General features: G+C 72.2%; 26 protein-coding genes. 15 read left to right on the top strand and 11 right to left on the bottom strand.

The annotated features are described in order from the left end of the window. The first annotated feature begins 59 nt into the window (after window positions 1-59). A complete protein-coding gene (locus tag ACXR8F_RS15285) occupies window positions 60-734 on the top strand; it encodes a hypothetical protein (protein WP_458801723.1) in 675 nt (224 codons plus the stop codon). A 77-nt stretch (window positions 735-811) separates the two neighbouring features. Beyond that, window positions 812-1,420: an ankyrin repeat domain-containing protein gene (locus ACXR8F_RS15280; protein WP_458801721.1), complete on the top strand. Its 609-nt coding sequence runs from the start codon at window positions 812-814 to the stop codon at window positions 1,418-1,420. Window positions 1,421-1,469: 49 nt separating this feature from the next. On the opposite strand, the gene ACXR8F_RS15275 is transcribed toward ACXR8F_RS15280, so the two are convergent. After that, the gene (locus tag ACXR8F_RS15275; protein ID WP_045187144.1) at window positions 1,470-1,829 is read right to left on the bottom strand and encodes an SPW repeat protein; all 360 of its coding nucleotides are present in this window, start codon (window positions 1,827-1,829) and stop codon (window positions 1,470-1,472) included. Window positions 1,830-1,969: 140 nt separating this feature from the next. On the opposite strand from ACXR8F_RS15275, the gene ACXR8F_RS15270 reads away from it, so the two are divergent. From ACXR8F_RS15270 to ACXR8F_RS15250, 5 genes are all read left to right on the top strand, one after another. Further along, window positions 1,970-2,605, top strand: a complete 636-nt coding sequence (locus tag ACXR8F_RS15270; protein WP_458801718.1) for a TetR/AcrR family transcriptional regulator — start codon at window positions 1,970-1,972, stop codon at window positions 2,603-2,605. After that, complete coding sequence (locus tag ACXR8F_RS15265) at window positions 2,595-3,374, top strand: ABC transporter ATP-binding protein (RefSeq protein ID WP_045187140.1); 780 nt, start codon at window positions 2,595-2,597, stop codon at window positions 3,372-3,374. The genes ACXR8F_RS15270 and ACXR8F_RS15265 overlap by 11 nt, the downstream gene beginning before the upstream one ends. Then, window positions 3,371-4,105 (top strand): ABC transporter permease, encoded by a 735-nt coding sequence (locus tag ACXR8F_RS15260; RefSeq protein WP_458801716.1) that lies wholly within the window; start codon window positions 3,371-3,373, stop codon window positions 4,103-4,105. The genes ACXR8F_RS15265 and ACXR8F_RS15260 overlap by 4 nt, the downstream gene beginning before the upstream one ends. 93 nt (window positions 4,106-4,198) lie before the next feature. Beyond that, window positions 4,199-5,128, top strand: a complete 930-nt coding sequence (locus ACXR8F_RS15255; protein WP_458801714.1) for a Ppx/GppA phosphatase family protein — start codon at window positions 4,199-4,201, stop codon at window positions 5,126-5,128. A gap of 54 nt (window positions 5,129-5,182) precedes the next feature. Beyond that, the gene (locus tag ACXR8F_RS15250) at window positions 5,183-5,980 is read left to right on the top strand and encodes a sugar phosphate isomerase/epimerase family protein (protein ID WP_458801712.1); all 798 of its coding nucleotides are present in this window, start codon (window positions 5,183-5,185) and stop codon (window positions 5,978-5,980) included. Between the two features lie 77 nt (window positions 5,981-6,057). Here the strand turns inward: ACXR8F_RS15250 and ACXR8F_RS15245 are convergent, their stop codons facing one another. From ACXR8F_RS15245 to ku, 3 genes are all read right to left on the bottom strand, one after another. Continuing rightward, the gene (locus ACXR8F_RS15245; RefSeq protein ID WP_458801710.1) at window positions 6,058-6,801 is read right to left on the bottom strand and encodes an SDR family oxidoreductase; all 744 of its coding nucleotides are present in this window, start codon (window positions 6,799-6,801) and stop codon (window positions 6,058-6,060) included. 75 nt (window positions 6,802-6,876) lie between these two features. Then, window positions 6,877-8,103: an acetyl-CoA hydrolase/transferase family protein gene (locus tag ACXR8F_RS15240; protein WP_458801708.1), complete on the bottom strand. Its 1,227-nt coding sequence runs from the start codon at window positions 8,101-8,103 to the stop codon at window positions 6,877-6,879. 64 nt (window positions 8,104-8,167) lie between these two features. After that, entirely contained in the window at window positions 8,168-9,133 is a 966-nt protein-coding gene (gene ku, locus ACXR8F_RS15235; protein ID WP_458801706.1) for a non-homologous end joining protein Ku, read from the bottom strand. Window positions 9,134-9,151: 18 nt separating this feature from the next. On the opposite strand from ku, the gene ligD (ACXR8F_RS15230) reads away from it, so the two are divergent. Continuing rightward, window positions 9,152-10,099, top strand: a complete 948-nt coding sequence (gene ligD, locus ACXR8F_RS15230; RefSeq protein WP_458801704.1) for a non-homologous end-joining DNA ligase — start codon at window positions 9,152-9,154, stop codon at window positions 10,097-10,099. Continuing rightward, window positions 10,099-10,986 carry a non-homologous end-joining DNA ligase gene (ligD, locus tag ACXR8F_RS15225; protein ID WP_458801702.1) on the top strand — a complete coding sequence of 296 codons (888 nt, stop codon included), beginning with the start codon at window positions 10,099-10,101 and terminating at the stop codon, window positions 10,984-10,986. Before ligD (ACXR8F_RS15230) ends, ligD (ACXR8F_RS15225) begins: the two co-directional genes overlap by 1 nt. 85 nt (window positions 10,987-11,071) lie before the next feature. Here the strand turns inward: ligD (ACXR8F_RS15225) and ACXR8F_RS15220 are convergent, their stop codons facing one another. Then, the gene (locus tag ACXR8F_RS15220) at window positions 11,072-11,401 is read right to left on the bottom strand and encodes a histone-like nucleoid-structuring protein Lsr2 (RefSeq protein ID WP_045187121.1); all 330 of its coding nucleotides are present in this window, start codon (window positions 11,399-11,401) and stop codon (window positions 11,072-11,074) included. A 199-nt stretch (window positions 11,402-11,600) separates the two neighbouring features. Next, window positions 11,601-11,804 (bottom strand): hypothetical protein, encoded by a 204-nt coding sequence (locus tag ACXR8F_RS15215; RefSeq protein WP_045187351.1) that lies wholly within the window; start codon window positions 11,802-11,804, stop codon window positions 11,601-11,603. Window positions 11,805-11,875: 71 nt separating this feature from the next. On the opposite strand from ACXR8F_RS15215, the gene radA reads away from it, so the two are divergent. From radA to ACXR8F_RS15200, 3 genes are read left to right on the top strand one after another with little or no spacing between them, the layout of a single operon-like run. Continuing rightward, entirely contained in the window at window positions 11,876-13,291 is a 1,416-nt protein-coding gene (gene radA / locus ACXR8F_RS15210; RefSeq protein WP_458801700.1) for a DNA repair protein RadA, read from the top strand. 55 nt (window positions 13,292-13,346) lie between these two features. Then, window positions 13,347-14,423, top strand: coding sequence for a DNA integrity scanning diadenylate cyclase DisA (disA, locus tag ACXR8F_RS15205; protein WP_045187116.1), 1,077 nt, complete (start codon window positions 13,347-13,349; stop codon window positions 14,421-14,423). 20 nt (window positions 14,424-14,443) lie between these two features. Next, window positions 14,444-15,346, top strand: a complete 903-nt coding sequence (locus ACXR8F_RS15200; RefSeq protein WP_458801697.1) for an HhH-GPD family protein — start codon at window positions 14,444-14,446, stop codon at window positions 15,344-15,346. A gap of 41 nt (window positions 15,347-15,387) precedes the next feature. Here the strand turns inward: ACXR8F_RS15200 and ACXR8F_RS15195 are convergent, their stop codons facing one another. Further along, the gene (locus tag ACXR8F_RS15195) at window positions 15,388-15,777 is read right to left on the bottom strand and encodes a PPOX class F420-dependent oxidoreductase (RefSeq protein ID WP_458801695.1); all 390 of its coding nucleotides are present in this window, start codon (window positions 15,775-15,777) and stop codon (window positions 15,388-15,390) included. Window positions 15,778-15,880: 103 nt separating this feature from the next. Here ACXR8F_RS15195 and ACXR8F_RS15190 point away from each other — a divergent pair, with 103 nt between their 5' ends. Genes ACXR8F_RS15190 through ACXR8F_RS15180 form a run of 3 tightly spaced genes read left to right on the top strand, consistent with a single transcriptional unit; the run spans window position 15,881 to window position 18,421 of the window. After that, window positions 15,881-16,675 (top strand): ABC transporter permease, encoded by a 795-nt coding sequence (locus ACXR8F_RS15190; protein WP_458801693.1) that lies wholly within the window; start codon window positions 15,881-15,883, stop codon window positions 16,673-16,675. After that, window positions 16,668-17,492 carry an ABC transporter permease gene (locus ACXR8F_RS15185; RefSeq protein WP_458801691.1) on the top strand — a complete coding sequence of 275 codons (825 nt, stop codon included), beginning with the start codon at window positions 16,668-16,670 and terminating at the stop codon, window positions 17,490-17,492. The genes ACXR8F_RS15190 and ACXR8F_RS15185 overlap by 8 nt, the downstream gene beginning before the upstream one ends. Continuing rightward, the gene (locus ACXR8F_RS15180; protein WP_458801689.1) at window positions 17,489-18,421 is read left to right on the top strand and encodes an ABC transporter ATP-binding protein; all 933 of its coding nucleotides are present in this window, start codon (window positions 17,489-17,491) and stop codon (window positions 18,419-18,421) included. The genes ACXR8F_RS15185 and ACXR8F_RS15180 overlap by 4 nt, the downstream gene beginning before the upstream one ends. Window positions 18,422-18,512: 91 nt before the next feature. Here the strand turns inward: ACXR8F_RS15180 and ACXR8F_RS15175 are convergent, their stop codons facing one another. Genes ACXR8F_RS15175 through ACXR8F_RS15160 form a run of 4 tightly spaced genes read right to left on the bottom strand, consistent with a single transcriptional unit; the run spans window position 18,513 to window position 22,393 of the window. Beyond that, complete coding sequence (locus ACXR8F_RS15175) at window positions 18,513-19,043, bottom strand: amino-acid N-acetyltransferase (RefSeq protein WP_458801687.1); 531 nt, start codon at window positions 19,041-19,043, stop codon at window positions 18,513-18,515. Beyond that, a complete protein-coding gene (locus ACXR8F_RS15170) occupies window positions 19,040-20,299 on the bottom strand; it encodes an LCP family protein (RefSeq protein ID WP_458801686.1) in 1,260 nt (419 codons plus the stop codon). The genes ACXR8F_RS15175 and ACXR8F_RS15170 overlap by 4 nt, the downstream gene beginning before the upstream one ends. 22 nt (window positions 20,300-20,321) lie before the next feature. After that, on the bottom strand, window positions 20,322-21,653 hold the full coding sequence (locus tag ACXR8F_RS15165; protein ID WP_458801684.1) for an FtsX-like permease family protein: 1,332 nt from the start codon (window positions 21,651-21,653) through the stop codon (window positions 20,322-20,324). After that, on the bottom strand, window positions 21,650-22,393 hold the full coding sequence (locus ACXR8F_RS15160; RefSeq protein WP_458801682.1) for an ABC transporter ATP-binding protein: 744 nt from the start codon (window positions 22,391-22,393) through the stop codon (window positions 21,650-21,652). The genes ACXR8F_RS15165 and ACXR8F_RS15160 overlap by 4 nt, the downstream gene beginning before the upstream one ends. Between the last annotated feature and the right edge of the window lies 1 nt (window position 22,394).

Raw genomic sequence — 22,394 nt, 5'->3', positions numbered from 1 at the left:
CGGTCCGACCTCCTTTCGGCCCGACCAGCGCACAGCGGGCACGACGAGAGGAGGCCGTCATGGCCCTGTCCCTGCCCGCCAACCCCGACCTCGAGCGGTTCCGCCGTGATGCGAGACGGCTGCAGCGTGCCGTCCGCCTGGCCGAGCCCGAGGCGCTCGCGCATGCCGGCCGCCACCATCCCGAGGGTGTGCCCTCCGACCCCACCACCTTCGCCCTCGCGGACGCGCAGCTCGTCGTGGCGCGGGCGTACGGGCTGCCGAGCTGGCCGAGACTGCGCGCGTACCTTCGGGCGGCCGCACCGCTGACCCGTGACCCGGCGGCCCTCGACCCGTCTGCCACCGACGGCGCAAAGCCTCCCACCGCGCACCCGGAGGAGGGGTCCGCGTCTGCCGTGCTGGCGCTCGCGTGCCTGACGTACACCGAGCGGGACGAGCCCGCGAGGTGGGCGCGGGCGGCACAGCTGCTCGCGAAGGAGCCGCACCTCGTCGACCGGAGCATCTTCGTCGCCGCGGTGGCGGGCGACGCGGAGGCAGTGGCCCGTCACCTCGCCGCGGACCCGTCGGCGGCGAGCCGGGAGGGCGGGCCCTTCCGCTGGGCCCCGTTGCTCCACGTCGTCTACTCCCGGATGCCGCAGCGCGACCGGTCGAGACCGCGCGGCTGCTGCTCGACGCCGGTGCCGACCCGGACGCGGGCTACCTGTGGCAGGGGCTGCCGACCCCTTTCACGGCCCTGACCGGCGTCTTCGGCGAGGGCGAGCAGGGTCCGGCGCGACAGCCCCGGCACCCGCAGTGGCGGCCGCTGGCGCAGCTGTTGCTGGCGCGTGGCGCCCACCCGAACGACCGGCAGGCCCTCTACAACCGCATGTTCAACCGGGACGACAGCCACCTCGAGCTGCTCCTCGCCCACGGGCTCGGGCGGCCGACCTCGGAGGTGTGGGCCCGGCGCACCGGCGAGCCTGCCGAGACCGTCGACGAGATGGTCGCGCGGCAGGTCCACTGGGCACGGCGGCACGGCTTTCACCAGCGGCTCGCCCTCCTGGCCGCGCACGGCCTCCTGCCCGACCAGGTGGTGGACACCGGAGGGCACGTCGAGCGGGCGGCAGGCGACGCGGTCGCCGACGCGGCCGCCGAGGCGGCCGCCGACGTCCGCTTGGCCGCATCGCCCGAAGCCGTGCGCGCTGCCGTGGCTGCCGGTGCCGACCTCGACGCCCGGCGCGACGGGCGCACGGCCCTGCACCAGGCCGCCTACATGGACGACGTCGAGCTCGTGCAGGCGCTCCTCGATGCCGGCGCCGACCCGGAGGCGCGCGACGACAGCCATGGCACCCGGCCGCTCGAGTGGGCACGCTGGGCGCGCGCGGCGTCGGCCGAGGCCCTGCTGCGACGCGTGACGAGAACCGACGCCGGCCTCGATGGCTGAGGACCGCCCGGGCCGGTGCTCTCCCACCGGCCCGGGCGGCGCACGTGGCTCAGTGCGACGTGGCGGTGCCCTCGCGGTGATGCATGCGGGTCACCTGGAGGTCGGCGGCGCCGACGAGGAACGTGACGGCGCCGACGATCCACGCGGTCCACGCCATCGGGCGGGTGTCGCTGAACCCCATGACCCACGGCGCGACGATGAACGCCACGCCGATGAGGGCGGTGAGCCCCTCGAGGGGGAGGATGTCGGGACGCACCAGCTCGGCGACCGCCGCGACCGCCGCGATGGCGCCGAGGATGATCATCGTCGTGGTGGCCCGGGTGGTGGTTGTCGTCCAGATGGGTGACAACGCTGCATAGATGCCGGCAATGAGTGGCAGGGCATCCTGCGGATGCGTCCATCGCTTCATGGTCGCATCGACCCTCTTTCGTGCGGGTCCGTCGATCCTTGTTGGCGGACCGGACACCTCGATTGTCGGACGCCGTGAACGGCGGGTCAACGGGTGCGAGGCGCACGCGCCGACGGGCAGGAGCGGCATACGGTGTCCCCATGACGACGCCCGATGCGGTGAAGGCGCGGGGGAGGCGACCGGGCGGCGAGGACACCCGTTCGGCGATCATCCATGCGGCACGAAAGTCCTTTGCTGCCAAGGGGTATGACAAGACGAGCCTGCGCGGCATCGCCCGTGAGGCCGGTGTCGACCCGGCTCTCGTGCACCACTACTTCGACGGCAAGGCAGCGCTCTTCGCCGAGACCCTCGACGTTCCTGTCAACCCGGCCGAGCTCATCGACCGCATCACGGCGGGCGACGTCGACCGGCTGGGCTGGCGCATCGTCGAGACGTTCCTCGGCGTGTGGGAGCCGCCCGAGCGGCGGGACGCGCTGGTCGCGCTCGTGCGCTCGAGCATGTCGAGCGAGGAGGCAGCCCGGATGCTGCGCGAGTTCCTCGGGCGTGAGGTGTTCGGGCGCATCGCCGCGTCGACCGGGGCGCCCGACCCGATGCTGCGCGGCGCGCTCGCGGCCTCGCAGATGATCGGACTGGTCGTCGCGCGCTACGTCATCAAGGTGCCGGCCCTGGCCGAGGCCACCCGCGAGCAGCTGGTCGAGCGCATAGGTCCCGTCCTGCAGCAGCATCTCGTGGACAGGATCGCCCGACCGGAGTATATTTCATCACATGATGAATAACAGTGGACCGGCAGTGGCCGTGAGCGGTCTGCAGGTCGTCCGCGGCAAGCGGCGCGTCATCCCCAAGCTGGACCTCGTGATCCCGTCCGGCCAGGTCGTCGGGTTGCTGGGCCCCTCCGGTTCGGGCAAGTCCACGCTCATGCGGTGCATCGTCGGCGTCCAGATCATCGAGGCCGGCAGCGTCACCGTGCTCGGCCACCCCGCCGGATCTCCCGTCCTGCGCGACGAGGTCGGCTACGTCACCCAGAGTCCCAGCGTGTACGCCGACCTCACCGTCCGCGACAACGTGGCCTACTTCGGCCGCGCCGTCGGTCTGCGCGGCCAGGACCTGCGCGACGCCGTCGACCGCACGCTCGCCGAGGTCGACCTCGTGTCGCACGCCGACCAGCTCGTGCAGGACCTCTCCGGGGGCCAGGAGTCGCGGGTCTCCCTCGCCGCCGCACTCGTCGGTCGCCCGACGCTCCTCGTCCTCGACGAGCCGACCGTCGGGCTCGACCCCGTGCTGCGCCGCGACCTGTGGGCCCTCTTCCGCCGCCTCGCCGAGCGCGGGCACTCCCTCGTCGTCTCGAGCCACGTCATGGACGAGGCCACCCGCTGCGACCGGCTCGTGCTGCTCCGCGAGGGTGAGGTGCTCGCCGACCTCACCCCGGACGAGCTGCTCGCCCGCACCGGTGCGCCCGACGCCGACGCCGCCTTCCTCGCCCTCATCGACGCCGAGGCCGCCCGCGCCGCTGCCTCCCCGGCCCCCTCCGACAGGAGCGCATCGTGAACGCCGGTCTCGCCACCGCCACCTCGGGACGCGTGCTGCGCCAGGTCCGCACCGACCACCGCACCATCGCGCTCATCATCGTCGTGCCGTGCGTCCTGCTCGGGCTGCTCGCCTGGATCTACGACGGCACGCCGGTCTTCGACGCCATCGGCCCGGCCCTGCTCGGCGTCTTCCCGATGATCGTCATGTTCATCGTCACCTCGGTCGCCACCCTGCGCGAACGCCAGTCGGGCACCCTCGAGCGGCTGCTCACGACCCCCATGGGCAAGGGCGACTTCATGCTCGGGTATGCCGCCGCGTTCGGTGCGCTGGCCGTCGTGCAGGCTCTTGTGGCAACGGGATTCGCCGTCTGGGTGTGCGACCTCGACGTCGCGGGCCCGCTCTGGCTGCTCATCGTCGTGGCCGTCTTCGACGCCGTGCTCGGCACCGCTCTGGGCCTGCTCGCCAGCGGCTTCGCCCGCACCGAGTTCCAGGCCGTGCAGTTCATGCCGGCCTTCGTGCTGCCGCAGTTCCTGCTCTGCGGGCTGCTCATCGCGCGCGACCAGCTGCCCACCGTGCTCGAGTGGGTCTCCGACGTGCTGCCGCTGTCGTACGCCGTGGACGCCATGAAGGAGATCGCCCGCAACCCCGACCCGGTCACCACGGTGCTCACCGACCTCGGCATCATCGCGGCCTTCATCGCGGGAGCCCTCGCGCTCGGCTCGCTCACCCTCAGTCGCCGCTCCGCCTGACGGCATACGCCCCCGCCTTCACCCCACTTCACTCCGCCGAACGCGGCGTTGGAGCCGGGGGAGGCGCGGGCGCGCGGGCGATAGGGTCAGGGCATGCGCCTTGGCGTCATCGACATCGGGTCCAACACGGTCCACCTCCTCGTCGTCGACGCACACCCCGGCGCCCAGCCGCTGCCGGCGTTCTCGCACAAGACCGAGCTGCGCCTCGCCGAGAGCCTCGACCGCGACGGCCGCGTCGGCGAGGCCACGGCCGACCGCCTCGTCGCGTTCGTGCGCGAGTGCCTCGTCGTCGCCGAGGACCAGGGCGTCAGCGACCTGTTCGCCTTCGCGACGTCGGCCCTGCGCGAGTCGCCCAACGGCGACGCCGTCATCGACCGGGTGCGCCGCGAGACCGGGGTCGAGCTCGAGGCGCTCAGCGGCACCGACGAAGCGCGCATGACGTTCCTCGCGGTGCGCCGCTGGTTCGGCTGGTCGAGCGGGCGCCTGCTCGTCGTCGACATCGGGGGCGGCTCGCTCGAGCTCGCCGGCGGTCTCGACGAGGAGCCCGACGTCGCCTTCAGCCTGCCCCTGGGCGCCGGCCGCCTGACCCGTGAGCGGCTGCCCGGAGACCCGCCGACCGAGTCCGACGCGCGTGACCTGCGCGCCCACGTGCGCGCCACTCTCGCCGAGCACGTACGCCCCCTGCTGGCCTCCGGTGCACCTGACCGGGCGGTCGGGACGTCGAAGACCATGCGCTCGCTCGCGCGCATCGCCGGCGCGGCCCCGCGCGACGACGGTCCGTTCGTGCCGCGCACCCTGTCGCGGGGCGACCTTCGCGGGATCGTGCAACGGCTCGCGACGCTCGACTCGTCGGCCCGCGCGCAGCTGCCGGGTGTCTCCGAGGGGCGCGCGCTCCAGCTGTATGCCGGTGCGCTCGTCGCCGAGGCCGCGCTCGACCTGCTCCAGGTCGAGCGTCTCGACATCTGCCCCTGGGCGCTGCGCGAGGGGCTCATCCTCCGGAGGCTCGACCACCTGGTCTCCTGACGCCGGCGGTGACCACCTCGCACCTGCCGATGCGCCGTGCCGGACAATGGCCGCATGACGATCCGGGTCGGCCTGTCGACCGCCTCGCTCTACCCCGACAACGCGGCGACCGCCTTCGCGACCGCCGCGCGGCTGGGCTACGACGCGATCGAGGTCATGGTCTGGACCGACCCGGTCACCCAGGAGGCCGGGGCCCTGCGCTCCCTGTCCGAGCTGCACGGGCTGCCGATCGCGTCGGTCCACGCGCCGACCCTGCTGCTCACCCAGCGCGTCTGGGGCACCGACCCGTGGGGCAAGGTCGACCGGTCGATCGAGCTCGCGCTCGAGGTGGGGGCGAGCACGGTCGTGCTGCACCCGCCGTTCCGCTGGCAGAGGGAGTATGCGGCTGGGTTCGTCGACGGCATCGCGCTGCGCGAGCACGACCACGGCATCCGGCTGGCCGTCGAGAACATGTACCCGTGGCGGACGGCGCGCCGTGAGGTCATGGCCTACCTGCCGCACTGGGACCCCGTCGACCAGGCCTACGACAACGTGACGCTCGACCTGTCGCACACGGCGACCGCGGGCTCCGACGCCCTCGGAATGGCGCAGCAGCTGGGGTCACGGCTCGCCCACCTGCACCTCGCCGACGGCGCCGGGTCGTTCCTCGACGAGCACCTCGTGCCGGGGCGCGGCACGCAGCCGTGCGCGGAGGTGCTCGAGCACCTCGCCGACAGCGACTGGGCGGGCGACGTCGTCGTGGAGGTGTCGACGAGGAAGGGCGACCGGGAGCAGCGCGAGGTCGACCTCGCCGCCTCGCTCGCGTTCGCCCGGTTCGCGCTCATGCCCACGCGCGGCTCCAGCCGCATCTGACCCGCAACACACCCGGTAACGGGCAACCGATTCGGGCTGCAACCACCGTGGGTTGCTCGCTACCGGGTGTGTTGCGGTCAGGGGGTGGTGGGGCGCCAGCCGCGGGGTCGCACCGACACCATGTCGATGCTCGCGTCCTCGCCGGCGTCGACGGCGAGCCGGGCGGCCCGCACGACCGACTGCACGTCGAGGTAGGCCGTAGCGTCGTACTCGCCGCCCTCGAACGCGACGAGCTCGTGCTGCATGTCGGTGTCGACGCGTCCCGGGTGCAGCGACGTGACGCGCACGCCGTGCTCCCGCTCCTCCTGGCGCAGCGTGTCGGTGAGCGCCCGCAGGGCGAACTTCGACGCGCAGTAGGCGCCGGACGACGGCGAGGCGGTGAGCCCGGACCCGGAGTTCACGGTGACCACCAGGCCGTGGGCCCGCCGCAGCGCCGGCAGCAGCGCCTTGGTCACGGCGGCGACGGCGGTGACGTTGACCGTCAGCGACTCGGTCCAGTCGGCGACCGGCGCGTCGGCGACGGTGCCGTTGCGCAGCACCCCGGCCGAGTGGACGAGCACGTCGACCCGCGGCAGCTGCGTCACGAGCGACTCCAGAGCCGCCTCGAGGGAACCGCCCGGGGAGCAGTCGGCGAGGTCGGCGACGAAGCCCTCGGCCGACGGCAGCCGGTCCACCACCGAGGCGACCGACTCCGCACTGCGGCCGCCGACCACGACGTGGTGCGTGTCGGCGAGGTCCTCGACGAGGGCGAGGCCGATGCCTCGCGTGCCACCGGTCACGACGGCCACGGGACGCGAGTCTCGGGAGTGGTGTTCGCTCATGCCGGCCACCCTACGAGCGGCCACGGGACGCGATCGACGCACCCGACGGCATACGCCCGCGGAGAGCCCGGGCGCTCAGGCGAGGCCGAGTCCGGCGGCCTCCTCCCACAGGTCCTCGCGAACCCGCGGGTGCGCGCACTCCTCGATGATGTCGTGGCACTGCTCGCGCTCGCTGCGACCCCAGAGCGGCGCGCAGCCGTGCTCGGTGACGATGGCGCTCTGCTGGAAGCTCGTCACCGGCTCGTCGAGCAGCGGCACGATTGTCGAGACGTCGGCCTTCGGGTGCCACGACCGCAGCGCGATGAACGACTGCCCGCCCGGCGAGTGCAGCGCACCGACGATGAAGTCGGTCTGGCCGCCGAAGCCCGAGTGGATGCGCGCGTTGATGCGCGAGGCGTTGGCCTGTCCGAAGAGGTCGACCTCGAGCGCCGTGTTGACCGACGTCATCTGGCGCTGCTGCGCGATGAGGCCGGGGTCGTTCGTCTTCTCGGTGCGCAGCATGCGCACGCGCTCGTTGCCGTCGAGCCACGCGTAGAGCTCGGGCGACCCGAACGCGAACGAGGTGACGAGCGGGTGGTCGGGGTCGAGCGCGCCCGCCGCGTCGAGGGCGAGCACGCCGTCGGAGAACATCTCGGTCCACACCCGTATGCCGCGGCGCGCGGTCAGGCCGGCCAGCGTCGCGTCGGGCACGGCGCCGATGCCGAGCTGCATCGTCGCCCCGTCGGCCACGCGGGCGGCCACGCGCTCGCCGATGAGCCGGCTCTCGGGGTCGGGCTCGACGGCGGCGTGCGAGGCCAGCTCGGCGTCGACCTCGACGAGCAGGTCGACGTGCTCGAGCGGCACCTGCGCGTCACCGAAGGTGAACGGCATCCGCTGGTTGACGACCGCCACGACGAGACCGCCCCGGGCCCGGCAGGCCTCGATCGCGGCCGGCAGCACGTTGACCTCGAGCCCGAGGCTCACCTGTCCGTCGCGCGGCGGCGAGCAGTGCAGCAGCACCGCGTCGGGCGGCAGTGCCCCGCCGTAGAGCAGGGGCACGAGCGACAGGCGCGACGGCACGTAGCGCAGGCCGTGGTGGCGGCGCATGCCGGGACCGACGAAGCACGTCTCCACCGTCACGCCGTCACGCTCGGGCAGCCCGGCCGGGGCGTTGAGGGCGTGGAGCACGTAGGTCTCCTGTGCGGCGTCGAGGGCTTTCACCGCCTCCCAGGGCACCGCCATGTTGCCGCTGACGACGACCCGAGAGCCGCTGGGCAGGGTCTCGAGCCGTCGGGTGAGCTCGTCGATCGTCGCCGTTCGCACGTTCTCATCCTCGCGCAGCAGCGCGAGGCCGGCTCGCGTATGCCGCCGACGTGACGAGAATCGTTCAGCTGGCCTTCTTCGTAGCCGCCTTCTTCGTCGTCGCCTTCTTTGCCGTCGCCTTCTTCGTCGCCGTCTTCTTGGGCGACGTCTTCTTCGCCGCCGCCTTTTCCGTGGTCTTCTTGGCCGGCTTCTTCGTCTCGTCCGCCGCCGCGTCGTCGGAGGCGTCTGAGGCGCCTGCGGAGGCACCTCCGGACTTCGCCGCCTTGGCCTTGTCGACGCTGCGCTGCAGGGCCGCCAGCAGGTCGACGACCTCGGTCTCCTCGCCCTTCGCCTCGGGCGTCTCGGTGATGTCGCCGCCCTCGATCTTCGTCGCGACGAGCTTCGTCACGGCCTCGGAGTAGTCGTCCTCGAACTCGTCGGGCTCGTAGTCGCCCGACAGCGAGTCGACGAGGGAGGCCGCCATCGCCAGTTCCTTGGCCGTCGCGTGGGTGTCCTCCGACAGCGACTCGAACTCGGGGGTGCGCACCTCGTCGGCCCACAGCAGCGTCTGCAGCACGATGACGCCGTCACGGACGCGGAGCACGGCCAGCGTCATGCGAGTGCGCACCGACACGGTGACGAGCGCCATCCGGTCGGCCTTCTCGAGCGCGTCGCGCAGCAGCACGTACGGCTTGAGGCCGGTCTTGTCGGGCTCGAGGTAGTAGCTCTTGTCGAACAGGAGCGGGTCGATCTGCTCCGACGGCACGAACTTCTCGATCGAGATCTCCTTCGACGAGCGCGAGGGCAGGCTCTTGAGGTCCTCGTCGGTGAGCACGACCATCTGCCCGTCGGCCGCCTCATATCCCTTGGCGATGTCGGAGTAGGGCACCTCCTCGCCGTCGATCGAGCAGACGCGTTGGTACTTGATGCGGCCCCCGTCCTTCTCGTGGACCTGGCGGAACTGCACGTCGTGGTTCTCGGTGGCCGAAAAGAGTCGGACCGGCACATTCACCAGGCCGAACGACACGGCGCCTTTCCAGATGGCTCGCATGAGAACAAGAATGCACCCATGCGCCCCATGCTCGCGACGCCGACGTCGACCATTCCGGCCGGCGACCGCTGGCAGCACGAGGTCAAATGGGACGGGATGCGCGTGCTGGCCGACGTGCGCGACGGCGGGATGCGCCTCTTCTCGCGCACGGAGCGCGACGTCACGGTGGCGTTCCCGGAGCTGCGCGGCCTCGCCGACGAGTACGCCGACATGCTGCTCGACGGCGAGATCGTGTCGATGCGCGACGGCGTGCCGTCCTTCGCCGCGATGGCCGAGCGCTTCCACGTCACCGACGCCCGGCGGGCCGCGCTGCTCGCAGAGCAGGCACCGGTGACGCTCATGACGTTCGACCTGCTGCGCCTCTACGGGGTGGAGCTGCTCGGGCGCACGTGGACCGACCGCCGGTCCACGCTCGAACGACTCGAGCTCGCCGGGCCGCGCTGGCAGACGCCGCCGACCTTCTCCGACGGCGCGACCCTGCACGCCGCGACGAAGGAGCAGGGCCTCGAGGGCATCGTCTCGAAGCGGGTCGACTCCGTCTACGTCCCCGGGCTGCGGTCGCCCTACTGGCTCAAGTCCCCGCACCGGGGCACCGTCTCGGTCGTCATCGGCGGGTGGCGCCCCGAGTCCACCGGCACGGTCTCGCGCCGGCTCGGTGCGGTGCTCGTCGGAGTGCCCGGGCCGGGCGGGCTGCGCTACCTGGGACGCGTCGGATCCGGCCTCGCGGGCAAGGCCGGGCAGGCCCTCATGCGCGACCTCGAGGCGCTCACGTCCGTCGAATCCCCTTTTGCCGCAGATGTTCCCGCGGAGGACTCGAGCGGTGCGACCTGGGTGCACCCCGTTCTCGTCGCCGACGTGCAGTCGCTGGGACTGAGCGGTCAGGGCAGGCTGCGCCAGCCGGCATACAAGGGCCTGCGCAGCGACCTCACCCCCGGTGACGTCGACGACCACGGGGACGGTGAGTGATGCCCTACGAGGCGCCGAAGGTGACCGTCGAGGTCGACGGGCGACGGATGAAGCTCTCGAGCCTGGAGAAGGTCATGTACCCCAGGACAGGCACCACCAAGGCACAGGTCATCGACTACTACGCGCGCATCGCGCCCGTCATCCTGCCGCACCTGCGCGACCGCGCCGTCACGCGAATCCGCTTCCCGCACGGCGTCGGTGACATGCAGTTCTTCGAGAAGAACATCCCGGCAGGCACGCCCGCGTGGATCCGACGCGCGGGTCGCGACCCCGTCTTCCCCTTCATCGACGACCTCGCGGGACTCACCTTCTTCGTCAACCTCAACTCGCTCGAGCTGCACGTGCCGCAGTGGCGCTACGAAGGGGAAGGGCGGGACGCGGTGCAGCTCGACCCCGACCGGCTCGTCATCGACCTCGACCCCGGCCCGGGAACGGGGCTGCACGAGTGCGCTCGCGTCGCCCTCATCGTCCGTGAGCGCCTGGGCGGCATCGGGCTCGACACGGTCCCGGTCACCAGCGGCAGCAAGGGACTCCAGCTGTATGCCGTCCTGCCGGGCACTCACACGAGCGACCAGATCCGCGACACCGTGCAGCAGCTCGCGCAGGAGCTGACGAAGCAGCACCCCGACCTCATCGTCTGGAAGATGGCCAAGGACCTGCGACCCGGCAAGATCTTCCTCGACTGGAGCCAGAACGTCGCGGCGAAGACGACGGTGTGCCCCTACTCGTTGCGCGGTCGCGACCGGCCGACCGTGGCCGCGCCGAGGTCGTGGGACGAGATCGAGGCGGGCGCCTCGGGCGACGAGGAGCTCGTCCAGCTGACGGCCGACGAGGTGCTCGAGCGCGTCGAGCGCGACGGAGACCTTGCCGCCGACATCACGGTGTGAGAGCCGGCGCGGCCGGTCGGGCCGTGCACGACGAGAGGGCCCGGCATCCGAGTGGATGCCGGGCCCTCTGGTTCGGGACCGTCGGTCAGTGCGCCTTGTCGTAGGCGGACTGGATCTCTGCCGAGATGCGGCCGCGGTCGGAGACGGCGTGGCCGTTGGCGCGCGCCCACTCGCGGACCGCGGTCAGGTCGGTGCGCTTCGCGGAACCGGCAGCACGGCGGCGCGAGGGGCCCTTGGCGGCTCCGGCGCGACGGGCGTGACCCGTCCAGTTCGCGAAGTCGTCACGCAGCTTCTTGGCATTCTTGTCGGACAGGTCGATCTCGTAGGTCACACCATCAAGGGCGAAGGTGACGGTCTCTTCGGCGTCTCCGCCGTCGATGTCGTCGATCAACACCACTTCGACACGCTGGGCCATGTTTCTCCATCTGAAGTTGTCGGTCTGGGAGGGGAAAGCCGCGAATTCAGGTTCCGCGGCAGGATCAATTTACAGGCAGACGCGCCGGAATGCATTTCGTCCGAAAACATTCTTTGCGCGACCGTGATTATCGATCTCCGCACGACCGGACTGTGGTGAATTGCCTCGGGGAACAGCTCCCGGTCAATACCTGCGTCTTTCAGCGGCGGTCGGCGGATTTGTCCGCAGGGGTGTCCACACCCTCGGCCGCATTCGCCGCGCTGTCGTTCGCTGCTTCCCACCGGGCCTGCGCCAGCCGCTCGCGTCGGTCGCCCTCGAGGATGCTCTTGATGACGAAGTAGAAGAGCGTGCCCACCCCGATGGTCGGGACGATGGCCAGCACGTAGGGCAGAACCGATTCCATGCGCGCCATTTTCTCACGTCGCGCGGCAGGCCCTCCCGGGCGCTGTCGGGACCGGCCCGTACGGTCATGCCATGGCTACGAGGACGACGACCCGGCGTGCCCCCGGATTCCGCTGCGGTGAGTGCGGCTGGACCACCGTCAAGTGGGTCGGGCGGTGCGGCGAGTGCCAGGCCTGGGGCTCCGTCGCCGAGACCGGCGCGGCCACGGCGACGCGCACCACGGCGGCTCCCGTGGTCACCCCCGCGCAGCGCATCGCCGACGTCGACGTCACGCGCGCCGCTGCCCGCCCGACCGGGGTGGCCGAGTTCGACCGGGTCCTCGGCGGTGGCCTCGTGCCGGGGGGTGTCGTGCTCGTCGCCGGCGAGCCGGGTGTCGGCAAGTCGACGCTGCTGCTCGACGTCGCCGCGCGCACCGCCCGCTCCGGCGCCGACGTCCTCTACGTGAGCGGCGAGGAGTCGGCGGCGCAGGTGCGCACCCGGGCCGAGCGCATCTCGGCGATGGCCGACTCGCTCTACCTCGCCGCCGAGACCGACCTCGCCACGGTGCTCGGCCACATCGAGTCCCGGTCGCCCGCACTGCTCGTCGTCGACTCGGTCCAGACCATCGCCAGCGGCGACGTCGAGGGGCAGGCCGGCAACGTCTCGCAGGTGCGCGAGGTGGCCGGGAGTCTCATCCAGGCCGCGAAGGCCCGCGGGGTGGCGGTGCTGCTCGTCGGTCACGTCACCAAGGACGGCTCGATCGCCGGGCCGCGCGTGCTCGAGCACCTCGTCGACGTCGTCATCCAGTTCGAGGGCGACCGCCACTCTCGGCTGCGGCTCGTGCGCGCCGTGAAGAACCGCTTCGGTCCCACCGACGAGGTGGGCTGCTTCGACCTCTCCGACGTCGGCATCACCGGGCTGCCCGACCCCAGCGGCCTGTTCCTCTCCAGCCGCGACCACGCCGTCCCGGGCACGTGCGTGACCGTCACCCTCGAGGGGCGGCGCCCCCTCGTCGCGGAGGTGCAGGCGCTCGTGGCCCAGTCGACGCTGCCCTCCCCGCGGCGCACCTCGAGCGGTCTCGACTCGTCGCGCCTCGCGATGATCATCGCCGTCCTCGACAAGCGCGCCGGCGCGCCCGTCGGCTCCCGCGACATCTTCGCGGCCACCGTCGGCGGGGTGCGCATCACCGAGCCGGCGGCCGACCTCGCCATCGTCTGCGCGCTCGCGTCGTCGGTCGTCGACCAGCCACTCGCCACCGACGTCGTCGCCTTCGGCGAGGTCGGCCTCGCGGGCGAGGTGCGACGGGTCACCGGCCTCGACCGGCGGCTGGCCGAGGCCGCCCGCCTGGGCTTCCGCCACGCCCTCGTGCCGGTCGGCAGCCTCGCCGACTCGTCGGTGCCCGAGGGCATCCGGGCCGTCGAGGTGTCGGACGTCCCGCGGGCCATCGCGGCCATGGGCCGCCTCGCCGGAGGCCGGCCATCGACCGCGCCGGCCGTCGGCACCGTCTAGACTGCGACCGACCGGGGTGGACGCGCTCGGCGCCCCCATTGCGAACAGGGAAGTGATGGACCGGAACGACGAGCTGCTGCTGCGCGCGGCCCTCGCCGCGGTAGCCCCGGGAACGGAGCTGCGCGACAGTCTCGAACGCATCCTGCGTGGCCGCACCGGTGCACTCATCGTGCTCGGCTTCGACCGCATCGTCGAGTCTCTCTGCACGGGTGGGTTCGCCCTCGACGTCGAGTTCTCGGCGACCCGCCTGCGCGAGCTGTGCAAGATGGACGGCGCCGTCGTGCTCGACCGCGAGGGCACCCGCATCCTCCGCGCCGCGACCCAGCTCGTCCCCGACTCCCGCATCGAGACCACCGAGTCCGGCACCCGGCACCGCACGGCCGAGCGCGTGGCGAAGCAGACCGGTTTCCCGGTGATCTCGGTGAGCCAGTCGATGGGCGTCGTCGCGCTCTACGTCGGCGACCTGCGCCACGTCATCGAGGGCTCCCCGACCACGCTGTCGCGTGCCGACCAGGCGCTGCAGACCCTCGAGCGCTACAAGGCCCGCCTCGACGAGGTCACCGGCACCCTGTCGGCGCTCGAGATCGAGGACCTCGTCACGATCCGCGACGTCACCGCCGTCCTGCAGCGCCTCGAGATGGTGCGCCGCATCTCCGCCGAGATCCAGGACTACGTCGTCGAGCTCGGCACCGACGGCCGACTGCTCAGCCTCCAGCTCGAGGAGCTCGTCGGCGGGCTCGGCAACGACCGCGAGCTCGTCATCCGCGACTACCTCCCAGCCACGAAGTCCGGCCTCGACCTGCCCGAGGCCCTCGACAACCTCCAGACCCTGAATGCGGTCGAGCTGCTCGACCTCGCGGCCGGCGCCCGGGCGGTGGGCTTCTCGGTGGTCGGCGACAGCCTCGACGCCCCGGTGTCGCCGCAGGGCTACCGGCTGCTCACCAAGGTGCCGCGGCTGCCCACCGCCATCGTCGACCGGCTCGTCAACCACTTCGAGTCGCTGCAGCGCCTGCTCGCGGCCGGCATCGAGGACCTCATGCTCGTCGAGGGCGTCGGCGAGGGCCGTGCCCGCGCCGTGCGCGAGGGCCTGTCGCGCCTCGCCGAGTCCAGCATTCTCGAACGCTACGTCTGACCGTCCCACCCTTCTCGCGTATGCCGTCCGGCCAGGTCCCGCTGTCCCCGCTCCCTCTGCTGCACGAGCGGGTCAACGGCTGGTACGCCGAGTCCGGTCGAACGCACCTGCCGTGGCGCGAGCCGGACTGCAGCCCGTGGGGCGTGTTCCTCTCCGAGGTGATGTCGCAGCAGACTCCACTGTCGAGGGTCGAGCCGGCGTGGCGAGAGTGGATGCGGCGGTGGCCGACCCCGTCCGATCTCGCCGCCGCACCTCCCGGTGAGGCAGTGCGGGCTTGGGGCCGGCTCGGCTACCCGCGGCGCGCGCTGCGGCTCCACGAGGCGGCGACCGTGATGGTCGCGCGCCACGGCGGGGAGGTGCCCGGCACGCCCGAGGAGCTGCTCGCGCTCCCGGGCGTCGGCGCCTACACCGCGGCAGCCGTGTCGTGCTTCGCGTTCGGCATCCCGGAGGTGGTCGTCGACACCAATGTGCGGCGCGTGCTGGCACGCACCCTCGAAGGCAAGGCGTTCTCGAACCCGACGCTCAACCGCGCCGAGATGCGGCTCGCGGCCGAGTCGATGCCGTCCGACCTCGACACCGCGAACACGTGGAACGTCGCCGTCATGGAGCTGGGCGCGCTCGTCTGCGTCGCCCGCGGTCCTCGCTGCGACGAGTGTCCGGTCGCCGACCTGTGCGCGTGGAACGTGTCGGGCCGACCGGCGTACGACGGGCCACCCCGCCGCGGCCAGGCCTGGCACGGCACCGACCGCCAGGTCCGCGGCGAGCTGCTGCGCCGGTTGCGTGAGGCGCACGAGGCCGTGCCGCTCTCGGGGCTCGAGGACTCCGCGGACGACCGCCTGCAGGTCATGCGCTGCCTCGACTCCCTCGTCGCCGACGGACTCGTCGAGCCCATGCCACGAAGCCGCTACCGCCTCCCCGCCTGACTCCGGTCACCTGCGCGTCGAGTGCTCGGTCGCCTGACGCGTCAGAGGTTTCCGAGGATGGCCTTCACGTCGACGGCGATCACCACACGCTCGGGGTTGGGGCGCGGCTGGCGGTAGCGGGCGGCATACCGCTGCTCGGCATCGGTGACGGCGGCCGCGTCGTCGAGAACGCGGGCCGTCCCTTCGAGCGAGAGCCAGTACCTGCCGTCGACCTGGCAGAGCACCGCCGGGCCGCCCGCGAGGGCGTTGCGCGCCTTGCGGCTGCCGCGGCTCGTGATGACGCGGGCGGTCGCCGTGGCTGCGTCCCAGGTGAAGCCCACCGGGGTGACGTGCGGGCGGCCGTCGGGGCGCAGCGTCGTCAGGGTCGCGAGGTGCCGGACGGTGAGGAACTCGAGGGCCTCGGGGGAGAGGTCGTCTGGTCGGGTGGCCATGGCGCGAGTCTCTCAGGCGCGGCGGCGTCGGTCGCGGAGGGCGTTGCCCGCCGGCCGTCGCGTGAGTAGTGTCGCCCTTTGTGCCTGCCGCCCCCCGACCGTCGTGAGGACCTTCTGGGTGCTCGTGCGGGCCGGCTTCCGGAGGCACTCGACCTACCGCCTGGCCCTGTTGGCAGGCATGACGACGAACTCCGTCTTCGGATTCATCCGGGCCTCGATCCTGCTCGCGGCGCTGACCTCCGCGAACGCCGCCATCGGTGGCTACGACAAGCCGACGACGATCGCCTTCGTGTGGTGGGGCCAGGCGTTGCTCGGCACGGTCAACCTCTGGGGCTTCTCCGAGGTCAAGGACCGGGTGCGGTCCGGAGACATCGCGGTCGACTTCCTGCGCCCCATCAACCCCCAGTTCGCCTATCTGGCAGGTGATCTCGGTCGTGCCGCCATCAACCTCCTCGGCCGTGGCCTGCCGGCGCTGCTGCTCGGCGCGCTGCTCTTCGACATGGCATGGCCGCCGTCGGCAGCGAGCTGGGTGGTGGGGGCCGTGTCGGTGGGGCTGGCTGTCGTCGTCGCCTTCTCGGGCAACTTCGTCATCAACCTGCTCGCGTTCTGGCTGGTCGAGATCCGCGGCATCACGCTGCTCTGGATGATCACGGGCGGTCTGCTGTGCGGGCTCTACCTCCCCGTGCCCTGGTTTCCCGACTGGCTGCGCACCATCGCGCAGTGGTCGCCGTTCCCGTCGATGCTGCAGAACCCGATCGACATCCTCGCCGGACGCGTGGTCGGCGCGGACATCGCGTCGGCCGTTGCGGTGCAGCTCTTCTGGGCGACCCTGCTCATCGTTCTCGGCCAGGTCGTGCTGCGCGCCGGCCGGCGTCGTCTGGAGGTGCAGGGTGGCTGACGCCAGGGTCTCGCTGTCGCAGCGGCTGCGCCCGTACCGGGTGCTGCTCGCCTCGCGCGCCCGCGCGCAGATGCAGTACCGCGCCTCGTTCGTCACCGACATCCTCGGCACGGTCGGGGTGGGGCTGGCCGAGTTCGCGGAGGTGTGGGTCATCTTCCACAACGTCGAGCTCCTCGGCGGGCTCGACTTCAAGGCGGCGCTGCTCGTCTTCGCCCTGTCGAACCTCGCCTTCTCGCTGGCCGACATGTTCGTCGGCCACCTCGACCAGCTGCCCGTCTACATCCGCGCCGGCCAGGTCGACGCCTTCTACGTGCGGCCGCTGCCACTGCTGGCGCAGCTCATGACGAGCGAGCTGTCGATGCGCCGGATCGGGCGCCTCTCGGTCGCCGTCGTCGCGCTCGTCGTGGCCCTGACGACGGGCGCCGTCGCCTGGTCGCCCGCCACGGTCGTGCTCATCGTGCTGACCGTCGTGAGCGGCACCGCGATCTTCGCGGCCCTGTTCACCGCTGCGGGCGGGCTGCAGTTCTTCCTCGTGGACGGCTCGGAGTTCACCAACTCGTTCACGTACGGCGGGCAGTATGCCGCCCAGCAGAGCCAGCAGGTCTTCCCCGGTCCGCTGCGCATCTTCTGGACGTTCGTCGTGCCGACGGCCTTCGTCGCCTACGTGCCGGCCGTCGCCATCCTCGACCTGCCCGGCGACAGCCTCGCGCCCCCGTGGCTCGCCTGGTGCACCCCCCTCGCGGCCCTGCTCGCCTGGGGCATCGCCGGCCTCTGCTGGAGACTCGGGACCCGCCACTACCAAGGAGCCGGTGGATGAGCATCATCGAGACCCGCGACCTCGTGCGCGACTTCAAGAAGACCCGCGCCGTCGACCGGATGACCTTCTCCGTCGAGCCGGGAGAGTCGGTCGGCTACATCGGTGCGAACGGCGCCGGCAAGTCGACGACGATCAAGATGCTGACCGGCATCCTCAAGCCGACCTCGGGGCACGTGCGCACGTGCGACCTCGACCCGATGCGTGAGCGCATCGGCGTCGCCCGTCGGGTCGGCGTCGTCTTCGGCCAGCGGTCTCAGCTCTGGTGGGACCTGCTCCTGCGCGACTCGTTCGCGATCCTCGCCGCCATCCACAGCCTCGGCGAGAAGGAGGCCCGGTCGCGCACCGACGTGCTCGTCGAGCAGCTCGAGATGGGTCCGCAGCTCGCGACCCCCGTGCGCTCCCTGTCGCTGGGGCAACGCATGCGCGCCGAGATCGCGGCCGCGCTGCTCCACTCGCCAGACCTGCTCATCCTCGACGAGCCGACGATCGGCCTGGACGTGCTGTCGAAGCAGCGCCTGCGTGAGTTCCTCGTCGCCGAGCGGCGCGAGCGCGGCACGACCCTGCTGCTGACGACGCACGACATGGGCGACATCGAGCGACTCTGCGACCGCGTGCTCGTCGTCGACCACGGCCGGCTCGCCTTCGACGGCACGTTGACGGGGCTCGCCGCGACGGTCGGGGCCCAGCGCGTCCTCGTCATCGACCTCGCACAGCCCACGCCGGACCTCGACGACATCCCGCGCACCCGGCTGCTCGGCAGCGAGTCCGACGGGCTGCGGCAGCGGCTCGCGTTCGACTCCGAGGCGACCACCGCGGCAGCGGTGCTGGCGCACGTCTCGGCGCGGCACGAGGTGCGCGACCTCACCATCGAGGAGCCCGACATCGAGGACGTCGTGCGGCGCATCTACGCCGCCTCGGGCCGAGCCTGACCCGCGAATGACCCGCGCCTGACCCGAGCCCTACCCGTCAGCACCTTCAACCGTCGAGAGGCCAGAGGTGGCCGTCTCTGTGGCCGACGGTTCAGAGGGTGCGGAGCATCCGGGTGTTGCCGAGGGTGTTGGGCTTGACCCGCTCGAGGTCGAGGAACTCGGCCACGCCCTCGTCGTAGGACCGCAGCAGCTCGGCATAGACGTCCATCGGCACGGCCTGACCCTCGATGACCTCGAACCCGTGCCGCACGAAGAAGTCCGTCTCGAAGGTGAGGCAGAAGAGCCGCTCGACCCCGATCTCGCGCGCGTCGTCCACGAGGGCCTCGAGCAGCCGACCGCCGAGGCCGGTGCCGAGCATCTCGGGCGCGACCGCGAGGGTGCGGACCTCGGCGAGGTCCTCCCACATGACGTGCAAGGCGCCGCAGCCGACGACGCGACCGTCGAGCTCGGCGACCCGGAACTCCTGGAGGCTCTCGAAGTACGTGACCGCCTCCTTGCTCACGAGCACCCGGCGTTCGGCGAGCGGGGCCACGAGAGCCCGTATGCCGCGAACGTCGGCGGTGCGCGCCCGCCGGATGACGGGCTGCGGGCCCGAACCCGCCTCGTGCGTCACGGTGCTCATGCCAGGTTCCCGTCACGGAACTGCGCGAACAGGCGACGGGCCTCGTTGCCGAGCACCACGATCGACTGCCCTCCGGCCGTGCCGAACGCCCCCTTGGCCACGCCCCTGCCGACCTTGAGCGGGCTCAGCTGGTGGAGCCCGGCCGTGAACGTGAGGATCTGCTCGGCGGTGAGGTTGCTCTTGCCGACCTTGCTGAAGCTCGTGAGCGCCGACGGGATCGCGATCGGACCGGCGAGCTTGGCCTTGACGGCGGACGCGAGGATCACCTCGCCCTGGTGACGAGATCGGCCGAAGTCCCCGTCGGGCAACGTCTTTCGCTCACGCGCGTACGCCAGAGCCTGCTTGCCGGTGAGAGTCTGGGGGCCGGCCTTGATGACCATGTTGCGGGCGTGCGAGGCGACGACGGTCTTCGGCACGACGATGGGGATGCCGCCCTGGTCGTCCACGATCTTCGTGAAGCCGGTGAAGCCGAGCACGACGTAGCCCTGGATCGGCAGGCCAGTCACCTTGCGCACGGTGCTCACCTGCGCCTCGGGGCCACCGAACACCATGGCGGAGTTGATCTTCCCCCGTCCCCCGGTCGACAGCGGGACGTAGAGGTCGCGGGCCATGCCCATCACGCCGCCGCCGCCCTTGCCGTCGATCCCGATGACCTGGAGCACGTCGGCCCGGGTGCGCTCGAGGGGCTGCCCCGGTCGGGCGTCGGACCCGATCGCCAGGACGAAGCGGGGGCCCGCGCCGAGGCTCGGCTTCGAGACGCCCAGTGAGGGCCACCAGCCGCCGACGACCTTCCACGTCGGACCGACGGCGAGCGTGACGTCGTCGCCCGAGGTCACCACTGCAACGGGGGTGCCCATCCACGAGCCGACCTTCGCGGTCGCGTCCAGCGAGCCGGTTGCGGCCCGGCGCGCCTTGAGCGCGGCGGCCGCCGTGGGGGAGGCCGTACGCGTGAGGTCGCCTCCGGCGTACAGGCTGCGCACCAGCGCGGCCAGTGGCGCCGGCGCTCCCTCGACCCGGGCGCCACCTGCCGTGGTCGAGGTGGTGCCGGAGGTCGAGCCGTCGGGGGAGCCGGTGGCTGCCGACGATGCCGGCGACGCGCCGCGCGGTGCGGCCGGGTCGGACGAGCACGCGCCGAGAGCGAGCGCGGCGACCGCCGTGACGCCGGCCACGCGCAGGGCGAGCGGACGACGTGAGCGCGCCGGACGGCATACGGGGTCGGTGCGCCGGCGATCGGTGGGGCGGTGCTCAGAGGTCACCGCCCCACCGTAGACGACCGGTTCACGCGACGCGGGACGCCGTCCGGACCAGCGAGCGGGAGGCCAGCACCGAAGCGAGCACCACTGCGCCGGCGATCGCCGACGTCACGACGAACCGCACCACGAGGCCGCCGTCGAGCCTGCTCAGGAAGGGCAGCATCAGGACGAGGACGAAGCCGGCCGACAACGCGATCGTCATGGCCAGGGGCAGGGCGACCTCCAGTGCCCGCGCCCGGTGCAGCGACCGCTCTCCGGTGCCGGCGAGGGCCAGGGCGCGGTACTGCTCGCGCTGGTCGAGCACCCGGGCGGCCTGCACGACACCGGTCGACGTCGCACCGACGATCGTGATGATGACGAGCGTCACCAGGGCTCCGGTGCCGAGGTCCGCGGAGAGGTAGGCCTCCAGCGGCGTGCCGGGGTCGTCGACCTGGGCCAGGCTCGTGAAACCGACGACGACGACAGCCAGGCCGAGCGCGCCGACGGCCCGCCACGTGCTCTTCGGGTCGTCCGCGATGCGGCGGGCGGCGAGCAGCGTCGCCGCCGTCGGGGCGATGCGGGCGGCGACCCTGCCGGCCACCATGACGACCCACGGACCGACCGCGTTGACCGCCAGGATCACCGCGCCCAGCACGAGCACGATCGTGAGGCGCTCCGGCTCCTTCATCGGGGTGATGGCGAGCACCCAGGCCGCACCGGCGGCCGCGGCCACGAGCACGCGCAGGATGCTGAGCCGCTTCGGGCTCGTGCGGGCCGCGACGCCGAGGGGGCTGATCGCGACCCTCGCGAGGCTCGACGCGCCCGAGACGATCGCGACCACGACGACGGCACCGACGACGGCCGCCGTCTGGCCGAGCGGCAGCACGAGCTCGCTCAGGTCGAACGTGCGGCCCTGGAACGTCAGCCGAGCCACGATCGGCAGAACGGCGAGGTAGAGCACGACCCCGGTCAGCGCCCCGACGAGTGCCTGGGCCGCCGCCTCGGCCAGCGTCATGACGGTCACCTGGGCCGAGGTCGCTCCGGCCAGCCGCAGAGCAGCCAGGCGCTGGTCACGCCGGGCGATGGCGAGGCGGGCCGCGACGCCACCCAGCGTGAGGATGGGGATGACCATGCAGGTGGTCGCGATCCACGCGAGGGTCACGTAGAGGTCGCCGATCATGGCCTCGTCGATGGACAGGCCGGTGCTGTGCCCCGGCGGCACCGGGTTGCGCGCCTCGAAGGCCGACAGTCCGGCCACGCAGACGAGCAGGGCCGCCGTCGCCACCGCGAACGAGACGACGGCGAGCACACCCGGCACCCGGTCGTCGGCCGCAGCGGCGCGACGCAGCCGCCACCAGAGCGAGACCGCGGCGTTCATCGGGCGGCCTGCGCGCTGTGCTCGACGACCCGTCCGTCGCGCACGCGCACCACGCCGTGGCACCACGCGGCGACGTTCTCGTCGTGCGTCACGACGACGAGCGAGGCGCCCGTGTGGGCGGTCAGCTCGGTCAGGTGGCGCATGACCTCGCCGCTCGTGGTCTGGTCGAGCGCACCCGTCGGCTCGTCGGCGAACACCACGCCGGGGCGCGCCACGAGCGCCCTGGCGATCGCGACCCGCTGCGCCTGCCCGCCCGACAGCTCGCCGGGACGCCGCTTCTCGAAGCCGGAGAGGCCGAGCGGTGCGAACAGGGTCGCTGCCCGGGCGGTGGCCTGCGAACGTGACGTGCCGTCGAGCATGAGGGGCAGGGCGACGTTCTCGATCGCGGGGAGCTCGGGCAGGAGCATGCCCTGCTGGAAGACGAAACCGAAGTCCTTGCGGCGCAGCACGGTCCGCTCGCGATCCGACATGCGCGCGATGTCGCGACCGCGCCACAGCACCTGGCCGCCGGTCGGGCGCAGGATGCCGGCCAGCACGTGCAGCAGCGTCGTCTTGCCCGAGCCGGACGGGCCCATCACGGCGAGACTCTGGCCCGCGCGGATGATGAGGTCCACCCCGCCGAGAGCGGGCGGGCCGGACTGCCCGCTCGAGCGGCCCTTGCCGTAGGTCATCACGAGGTCGCGGGCGACGAGGTCCCTGTCGGGGTGGCCCGATGCGTTGTCGAGGTCGTTGTGGCTCATG

It is taken from the genome of Terrabacter sp. AAH1, assembly GCF_054456855.1.
This window is presented reverse-complemented; position numbering and strand designations above follow the sequence as displayed.

What these genes read in the sequence shown, in the direction of transcription:
- ACXR8F_RS15285 (WP_458801723.1), top strand. Translation starts at nt 60, where the DNA reads ATGGCCCTGTCCCTGCCCGCCAACCCCGACCTCGAGCGGTTCCGCCGT.
- ACXR8F_RS15275 (WP_045187144.1), bottom strand. Translation starts at nt 1,829, where the DNA reads ATGAAGCGATGGACGCATCCGCAGGATGCCCTGCCACTCATTGCCGGC.
- ACXR8F_RS15270 (WP_458801718.1), top strand. Translation starts at nt 1,970, where the DNA reads ATGACGACGCCCGATGCGGTGAAGGCGCGGGGGAGGCGACCGGGCGGC.
- ACXR8F_RS15265 (WP_045187140.1), top strand. Translation starts at nt 2,595, where the DNA reads ATGATGAATAACAGTGGACCGGCAGTGGCCGTGAGCGGTCTGCAGGTC.
- ACXR8F_RS15255 (WP_458801714.1), top strand. Translation starts at nt 4,199, where the DNA reads ATGCGCCTTGGCGTCATCGACATCGGGTCCAACACGGTCCACCTCCTC.
- ACXR8F_RS15250 (WP_458801712.1), top strand. Translation starts at nt 5,183, where the DNA reads ATGACGATCCGGGTCGGCCTGTCGACCGCCTCGCTCTACCCCGACAAC.
- ACXR8F_RS15245 (WP_458801710.1), bottom strand. Translation starts at nt 6,801, where the DNA reads ATGAGCGAACACCACTCCCGAGACTCGCGTCCCGTGGCCGTCGTGACC.
- ku (WP_458801706.1), bottom strand. Translation starts at nt 9,133, where the DNA reads ATGCGAGCCATCTGGAAAGGCGCCGTGTCGTTCGGCCTGGTGAATGTG.
- ligD (WP_458801704.1), top strand. Translation starts at nt 9,152, where the DNA reads ATGCGCCCCATGCTCGCGACGCCGACGTCGACCATTCCGGCCGGCGAC.
- ligD (WP_458801702.1), top strand. Translation starts at nt 10,099, where the DNA reads ATGCCCTACGAGGCGCCGAAGGTGACCGTCGAGGTCGACGGGCGACGG.
- ACXR8F_RS15220 (WP_045187121.1), bottom strand. Translation starts at nt 11,401, where the DNA reads ATGGCCCAGCGTGTCGAAGTGGTGTTGATCGACGACATCGACGGCGGA.
- ACXR8F_RS15215 (WP_045187351.1), bottom strand. Translation starts at nt 11,804, where the DNA reads ATGGAATCGGTTCTGCCCTACGTGCTGGCCATCGTCCCGACCATCGGG.
- radA (WP_458801700.1), top strand. Translation starts at nt 11,876, where the DNA reads ATGGCTACGAGGACGACGACCCGGCGTGCCCCCGGATTCCGCTGCGGT.
- disA (WP_045187116.1), top strand. Translation starts at nt 13,347, where the DNA reads ATGGACCGGAACGACGAGCTGCTGCTGCGCGCGGCCCTCGCCGCGGTA.
- ACXR8F_RS15200 (WP_458801697.1), top strand. Translation starts at nt 14,444, where the DNA reads ATGCCGTCCGGCCAGGTCCCGCTGTCCCCGCTCCCTCTGCTGCACGAG.
- ACXR8F_RS15195 (WP_458801695.1), bottom strand. Translation starts at nt 15,777, where the DNA reads ATGGCCACCCGACCAGACGACCTCTCCCCCGAGGCCCTCGAGTTCCTC.
- ACXR8F_RS15180 (WP_458801689.1), top strand. Translation starts at nt 17,489, where the DNA reads ATGAGCATCATCGAGACCCGCGACCTCGTGCGCGACTTCAAGAAGACC.
- ACXR8F_RS15175 (WP_458801687.1), bottom strand. Translation starts at nt 19,043, where the DNA reads ATGAGCACCGTGACGCACGAGGCGGGTTCGGGCCCGCAGCCCGTCATC.
- ACXR8F_RS15165 (WP_458801684.1), bottom strand. Translation starts at nt 21,653, where the DNA reads ATGAACGCCGCGGTCTCGCTCTGGTGGCGGCTGCGTCGCGCCGCTGCG.
- ACXR8F_RS15160 (WP_458801682.1), bottom strand. Translation starts at nt 22,393, where the DNA reads ATGAGCCACAACGACCTCGACAACGCATCGGGCCACCCCGACAGGGAC.